Annotated in this window: 4 protein-coding genes; 2 read left to right on the top strand and 2 right to left on the bottom strand. The window is 76.6% G+C overall.

Annotated elements, in window-relative coordinates; genetic code table 11:
• Window positions 1-118 precede the first annotated feature (118 nt).
• On the bottom strand, window positions 119-2,773 hold the full coding sequence (gene cobT, locus ACFWZ5_RS43780; protein ID WP_384802159.1) for a nicotinate-nucleotide--dimethylbenzimidazole phosphoribosyltransferase: 2,655 nt from the start codon (window positions 2,771-2,773) through the stop codon (window positions 119-121).
• A 1,179-nt stretch (window positions 2,774-3,952) separates the two neighbouring features.
• On the opposite strand from cobT, the gene ACFWZ5_RS43785 reads away from it, so the two are divergent.
• Complete coding sequence (locus ACFWZ5_RS43785; RefSeq protein WP_384802162.1) at window positions 3,953-4,387, top strand: pentapeptide repeat-containing protein; 435 nt, start codon at window positions 3,953-3,955, stop codon at window positions 4,385-4,387.
• A gap of 18 nt (window positions 4,388-4,405) precedes the next feature.
• The gene (locus ACFWZ5_RS43790; protein WP_384892664.1) at window positions 4,406-4,807 is read left to right on the top strand and encodes a hypothetical protein; all 402 of its coding nucleotides are present in this window, start codon (window positions 4,406-4,408) and stop codon (window positions 4,805-4,807) included.
• A gap of 287 nt (window positions 4,808-5,094) precedes the next feature.
• Here the strand turns inward: ACFWZ5_RS43790 and cbiE are convergent, their stop codons facing one another.
• On the bottom strand, window positions 5,095-6,324 hold the full coding sequence (gene cbiE / locus ACFWZ5_RS43795; protein WP_384802156.1) for a precorrin-6y C5,15-methyltransferase (decarboxylating) subunit CbiE: 1,230 nt from the start codon (window positions 6,322-6,324) through the stop codon (window positions 5,095-5,097).
• Between the last annotated feature and the right edge of the window lie 289 nt (window positions 6,325-6,613).

The following is a 6,613-nucleotide window of genomic DNA, read 5'->3' on the forward strand; positions in this document are numbered from 1 at the left end:
CCTGGACCCCCATTTATCCGCGCTGCGCGCTCGTCCTCAAACGCCGGACGGGCTTGAATCTGCCTCGTCGGTTCTCGGCCCCGGGCTCGGGCGCCGGACGGGCCGTTTCCCTGACGGGCTACTTCTCTGTCACGCCTGCCGAGTCGAACGTCGCCACCTCGTGCATCGCGCGGGCCGCGCTCTGGACCACCGGCAGGGCCAGGAGGGCGCCGGTGCCCTCGCCCAGGCGGAGGTCCAGGTCGACCAGGGGGCGCAGGCCCAGCTTGTTCAGGGCCGCCACGTGGCCGGGCTCGGCGCTGCGGTGGCCCGCGATGCAGGCGGCGAGGACCTCGGGGGCGATGGCGCGGGCCACCAGGGCTGCGGCGCCCGCGCTGACGCCGTCCAGGATCACGGGCGTACGCAGCGACGCGCCGCCGAGGAGCAGGCCGACCATCGCCGCGTGTTCGAGGCCGCCGATGGCCGCGAGGACGCCGATGGGGTCGGCCGGGTCCGGCTTGTGCAGGTCGAGGGCGCGGCGGACGACCTCGACCTTGCGGGCGTGCATCTCGTCGTTGATGCCCGTGCCGCGGCCGGTGACCTCGGCGGGGTCGGTGTCCGTGTAGACCGAGATCAGGGCGGCGGACGCGGTGGTGTTCGCGATGCCCATCTCGCCGGTCAGGAGGGCCTTGTTGCCCGCGGCGACCAGGTCGCGGGCGGTCTCGATGCCCACCTCGATCGCGGCCTTGACCTCCTCGCGGGTGAGCGCGGGGCCGGTCGTCATGTCGGCCGTGCCGGGGCGGATCTTGCGGGGCAGCAGGCCCGGCGTCGCGGGCAGTTCGCTGGCCACGCCCACGTCGATGACGCAGACCTCGGCGCCGACCTGGTTGGCGAAGGCGTTGCAGACGGCGCCGCCGCCGAGGAAGTTCGCGACCATCTGGCCGGTCACCTCCTGGGGCCAGGACGTGACGCCCTGGGCGTGCACGCCGTGGTCACCGGCGAAGATCGCGACCGCGGCGGGCTCCGGGATCGGGGGCGGGCACATCCGGGAGAGCCCGGCGAGCTGCGCCGAGATGATCTCCAGCATGCCCAGGGCCCCGGCGGGCTTGGTCATGCGCTTCTGCCGCTCCCAGGCCTCGCCGAGCGCCTTGGCGTCGAGCGGGCGGATGTTGCCGACGGTCTCGGCGAGCAGGTCGTGCGGGTCCTCGCCGGGCAGCGCGCGGCGGCCGTACGTCTCCTCGTGCACCACCCAGGACAGCGGGCGGCGCTTGGACCAGCCCGCCTGCATCAGCTCGGGCTCGTCCGGGAACTCGTCCACGTACCCGACACACAGGTACGCCACGACCTCCAGGTGCTCGGGCAGGCCGAGGGCGCGGACCATCTCGCGCTCGTCGAAGAAGCTGACCCAGCCGACGCCGAGGCCCTCGGCGCGGGCGGCGAGCCACAGGTTCTCGACGGCGAGCGCCGAGGAGTACGGGGCCATCTGCGGCTGCGTGTGCCGGCCGAGGGTGTGGCGGCCGCCGCGGGTGGGGTCGGCGGTGACGACGATGTTCACCGGGGTGTCGAGGATGGCCTCGATCTTCAGTTCCTTGAACTGCTTGGCGCGGCCCTTGGGCAGCGACTTCGCGTACGCCTCGCGCTGGCGCTGGGCCAGTTCGTGCATGGTGCGGCGGGTCTCGGCGGAGCGGATGACCACGAAGTCCCAGGGCTGGGAGTGGCCCACGGACGGCGCCGTGTGCGCCGCTTCGAGGACGCGGAGCAGCACCTCGTGCGGGATGGGGTCGCTGCGGAAGCCGTTGCGGATGTCGCGGCGCTCGCGCATGACCCGCAGGACCGCCTCGCGCTCGGCGTCGGCGTAGGCCGGGGCGGGCGGGTCGAGCGGGGCCGCGTCCGGCGCGACGGCCTCCGGCTCGGCGAGGTCCGGAGCCGCGGCGGCGGGCTCTTCCTCGCCGTCCTCGACGATCGACAGGGGCTCGGGCAGGCCGGTGGGCTCCGCAGGACCCGCGAGGTCGGGCAGGTCCACGGGCGTGGCGGCGTCGAGGGCTGCGGCCTCGTCGGCCGGGAGTGCGGGGTCGGTCGGTCCGGCCGGGTGAGGTGCGTGCATCGGCTCGTTGGGGTCGGTCGTCCCCGGGGCGGGCGGCGCCTGGCCGTCCGTCGCGGCGACGGGTGCGGGTGCCGTGTCCGGGGCGGGCACGGCCGTGGGCCGCTCGCCGCCGCGGGGTGCGGGCACGGTGGGTACGGGCTGCCGTCCGGCGTCGTCGAGCGCCTCGGGCGCCGACTCGGCGGCGTCCGGGAGTTCACCCGCGTCCTGGAGGACGGCGGCCGGGTCGGGCTCCGCGGCCTCGACCGGCTCCGGTGCGGGCGCGCCCTGGTCCGCCTCGTCGGCCGGCCGCTCCGGCGCGGCACTCGCCTCGGGCGGTACGGAGAGGGGGCGCGGCGGCGTCGGCGCCAGGTGCGGGGTGGTCGGCACCGAGCCCTCGACCGGCACGAACTGGCCGAGCGGCGCGGGTGCCGGAGCCGCCGGTTCCGGGAAGAGCTGTGCGGGCCCCGCGTTCTCCGGTCCCGGCGCGGCGAGGTGCGGGCCCTGCGCGGCGTGGGCGCCGGGCCACGGCTGGGCGGCGTCGGGAGCCTGCGGGGTGACGTCGACGGCCAGGGGCCGGGGCGCGGCGGCGAGCCCATCGGCGTGGGCGACGAGTTCGTCGGCATACGCGGCCGGGACAGGGGCCCCGGCGGAGGCGTCGGTGCCGGGCGCACTGCTGTCGGCGGTGGGTGCGCTGCCGTCGGCGGGCGGGGCCATGGCGCCCTGGGCGACACGGATGGTCGCGGCCTCGGCGGCGTCCGGGGCGATGGCCGTCACCGGGGCGTCGACGGGGGCCGAACTCGGCGTGTCCTCGGGCGAGTCCGGGGCGGCGGGCGGCGAGGTTACGTCCACCGCGTGCGCGCCGGTCCCCTCGTGGCCCTGGTCCGGGGCGCCCGGAGCGTCCTGGGTGTCCGGCGTGCCGAGGGTCTCCGGCGTACCGGGAGCGTGCGGCATGTCTGGAGCATGCGGCGCGTCCGGGGCGGCGTGGTCCGGCGCGGCGGAGGCGTCGGGGGCATCGGAAGCACTTCCGGCACCGTCGGCGTCCGGGAGTCGCACGGCGTCCTGCGCGTGCGCCGCGGGTGCGTCGGGCGCCGCGGTGGGCTCGTCCGGCGCGTTCGCGGCTTCGGGCGCGCCCACTGCTTCCGATGCACCCGGCGCGCCCGGTACGCCCTGCTCATCCGATGCCGACGGGGCGGCCTCCGGTGCCTGTGACACCTGTGGCGCCTGTGAGACGGGTGAAGCGTGTGGGGCTTCCGGGCCGGACGGTTCGGACGAGCCAGCCGCGTCGGTCGGGCCGGTCGGGTCAGCCGGGGTGTTCGGGGCGGTCGGGGCGGTCGGGGAGGCCGGGGCCTCTGGGACGACCGTTTCTGCAGGGGTTCCCTGGGGCCTGCCCGGTGTTCCCTGCGGGGTGTGCGGCTGTGCGTTCCAGGGCGCCGCGCCCTGGGGCGGGATCTCGCCCAGCTGCGGTCCCGGCAGCACGCTCGCGTCGTCGCGCGGGACGTCCAGGTACTCGGGGCCGCTGGTCGGCGGGCCGGGGTTCCGCACGGGCACGGCGTGCGGGGTGCCGCCCGCGGGGCCGCGGTCGGCGAGGGAGCGGACGGGGCTCGCCGCGCCGCCGGGCACGACGGGTGCCGCGGGGCCACGGTGCAGCGGACGCCGGGAGGTGCCGTGGTGCGAGGCCGGGGTGTGGGCGGGGCCCGCGTGCAGCGGAACGCCCGTCAGGTCGACGGAACCGCTGTCGCGGCCGGAGGTCTCGTGCGGTCCGGGCTGGTGGACGGCCTGCTCCTGGACGGCCGACGGCTGGTCGTCACCGGGCTGCGGCTGTGCGGCGTGCGTGTGGCCGGGCTGCGGCTGGTCGGCCGGGGCCTGTGCGGGGTGCGGCTGGTCGCCCGGGGTGTGGGCGGGCAGCCGCTGCGCGGCGGGGGTCTGGTCGACGGGGGCCGGGCCTGCCTGCGCGGGGGCGACCTGCGCCGGGCCCATCTGTGCCGGATCCATCTGCGTCGGATCCGCCTGTGCCGGGTCCATCTGCGCCGGGTCCATCTGCGTCGGATCTGCCTGTGCCAGGTCTGCCTGAGCCGGGCCCGGCTGTCCCTGACCCGCATCCGCCTGACCGAGCGCGATCGGACCGACCGCGACCGGACCGGCCTGCGCCTGGTCCACGGCTGCCTGGTCCACGGCTGCCTGGTCCAGGGCCACCTGGTCCATGACCGCCTGATCCATGACTGCCTGGCCCGCGACCGCAAGGCCCGGCTGCGCCTGCCCCACCCCGTCCTGGCCGAACGGCGCCTGGGTGCCCTGCTGCTGCGCGGGCTGCGCCTCGGCCACGCCTGACGGAACGCCGGCCTGCGCGTGCGCCCCCTGGACTCCGGCGGGCTGGACCGCGACAGGCTGAGCCCCGACCGGCTGGGCTCCGGCCGCCATGACGTCCGCGGCCTGGGCGGCCCGAGCCCCCCGCGTGCCCGACGCCCGGCCCCGTGCCGCCCGTCCGCCCGGCACCCGCGCGGGCGCCGCCTGGGCCACCGGCGGCTGGCCGAGGCCCGCCTGCGCGGCCTGCGCCTCGCTCCACGCGCCCTGGGCACCGGGCATCAGCAACAGGTCGTCGTCCTCGGCGGGATTCTCGGAGGGGTCGAGGAAGGTGTACGCGTCCGGGGCGGGGATGCCCGGCTGCTCCACCATGCCTGCGCTCTCCGGCAGTCCCTCGCCCGGGACCTGGCCGGTGTCGGTCATGCGTACCCCTCGCCCATCGGTTAGTCCTTCTTTGACCGCCCGTCATCCACAACGAGCGCGCGTGCCGCGCGGCACGCGGCCGCATACGGAACACAGGCATTGTCGCGGTAGCTCCGCCCCCGCGGCAGCGTGATCGGCCACGGTCCGCTGTGGACTGCGCCACGTCGCGCGTCCAGCGGTCCGCCGTACCACACGCACCCCCCAAAACGGGCGAGCTTTCCGGACATTGACCAATGAAATGCCAGGCACCCAGGTGCGGTACAACGATCGGCCAGCCTACCGCGCACCGCGCGGTGGCAGGGCCTCCAGGGTCACGGCGCCCGGTCGAGCAGCAGGCCCGAGACCAGGAACACGACGGTCCTCTTCCGCTCCGTCCAGGCGCGGGTGTCCAGCTCGACGGACTGGAGGAGCGCGCACTCGACGGCGTATCCGTGCTCCGTCAGGTCCCTGCCGAGGAGTTCGGCGGCGTCGCGCGTCGCGGCGTGCGTGACGATGCGCTCCGGGCGGCGGTCGGCGACGGCGGACACCACGGCCACGCCCCCGCCCCCGACGCGTACGACGTCGGGCTCGGGCAGGTCTTCGAGGATGTGCGGGGCGGTGCCGTGCACGACCTGGGTGTGCACGCCGAAGCGGCGCGCGACGGCCACGGTGCGGGCGCAGGCGTCCGGGTCGCGGTCGACGGCGATGACGGCGGCGCCGAACCGGGCCGCCTCCGCGGCGAAGGCACCGGTGCCACAGCCGATGTCCCAGACGAGGTCGCCCACGCGCGGGCCGATGCGGGCCAGTTGGGCGGCCCGGATGCGGTCCGTCTCGCCCTCGCCGAGCTCGTGCTCCCCGCCGTAGCTCGCGGCGGGCAGGGCCCAGCCGCGCGGGGTCGTGCCCGGGTCGCGGCCCGCGATCCAGCCGGAGTCGTGGGCTGCGGGGCCGTCGTGGGCGACGGGACCGCCGATGGCGATGACGACGTTCGGGTCGCGCCAGGTGTGGTCGGCGGCCTTGTCGGAGGTGACGACGGTGACCTGCTCGCGCTCGGTGCCGAGCTCCTCGCAGATCACGAAGGTCCGGTGGACGCCGTCGAGGAGCAGGCCGAGCTCGGCGGGCCCGGCGCCGGGCGAGGTCAGGACGGCGACCTTGCTGTGGGCGCGGCAGACGTTCACGGCGCGGCGCAGGGTGCGGCGGTGGGCGACCACGACCTGGGCGTCGTCCCAGGGCATCCCGGCGCGGGCGAAGGCCTGGGCGACGGAGGACACGGCGGGCACGACCTCGACCTCAAGGCCGAACTCGGGGGCGCGCAGGGTGCGTACGACGCCGAAGAAGCCGGGGTCGCCGTCGGCGAGGACGACGGCGGTGCCCCGGTGGGCGGCGACGCGGCGGGCGGCGAGGGCGACGCTGCCGAGCCGGATGCGCTCGGCGGTCGGGGGGACCTCGGGGAGTGCGAGGTGGTGGGCGGCGCCCGCGACGAGGGTCGCGGCGCTCAGGGCCGAGCGGGCCGCCGTGGTCAGTGGCGAGCCGTCCCAGCCGATCACCGTGACCCGGTCGGCCATCGTCGTCTGTCTCCTGGGGTCTCGGGTCGGGCGGGGGTGGCCGGGGGCGGCCACGTGGGAGCGTACCTGGTGTGCGGGGGGTGTTTCGGGGGCGGTCGGTGGGCCTTCGCGGGGCGCCCCGGGCCCGCCCCTTTCCCGAAACCAGGGGGCGCAGCCCCCTGGCACCCCCGTTTATTGCCGCTTCGCGGCTCGTCCTCAAACGCCGGACGGGCTAAAACCTTGCCGCGCCGACGAGATATCCAGCCCGTCCGGCGGTTGAGGACGAGGCCGCAGGCCGATGACAGCCCCG

Source organism: Streptomyces sp. NPDC059003 (genome assembly GCF_042740445.1).
Lineage (GTDB): Bacteria > Actinomycetota > Actinomycetes > Streptomycetales > Streptomycetaceae > Streptomyces.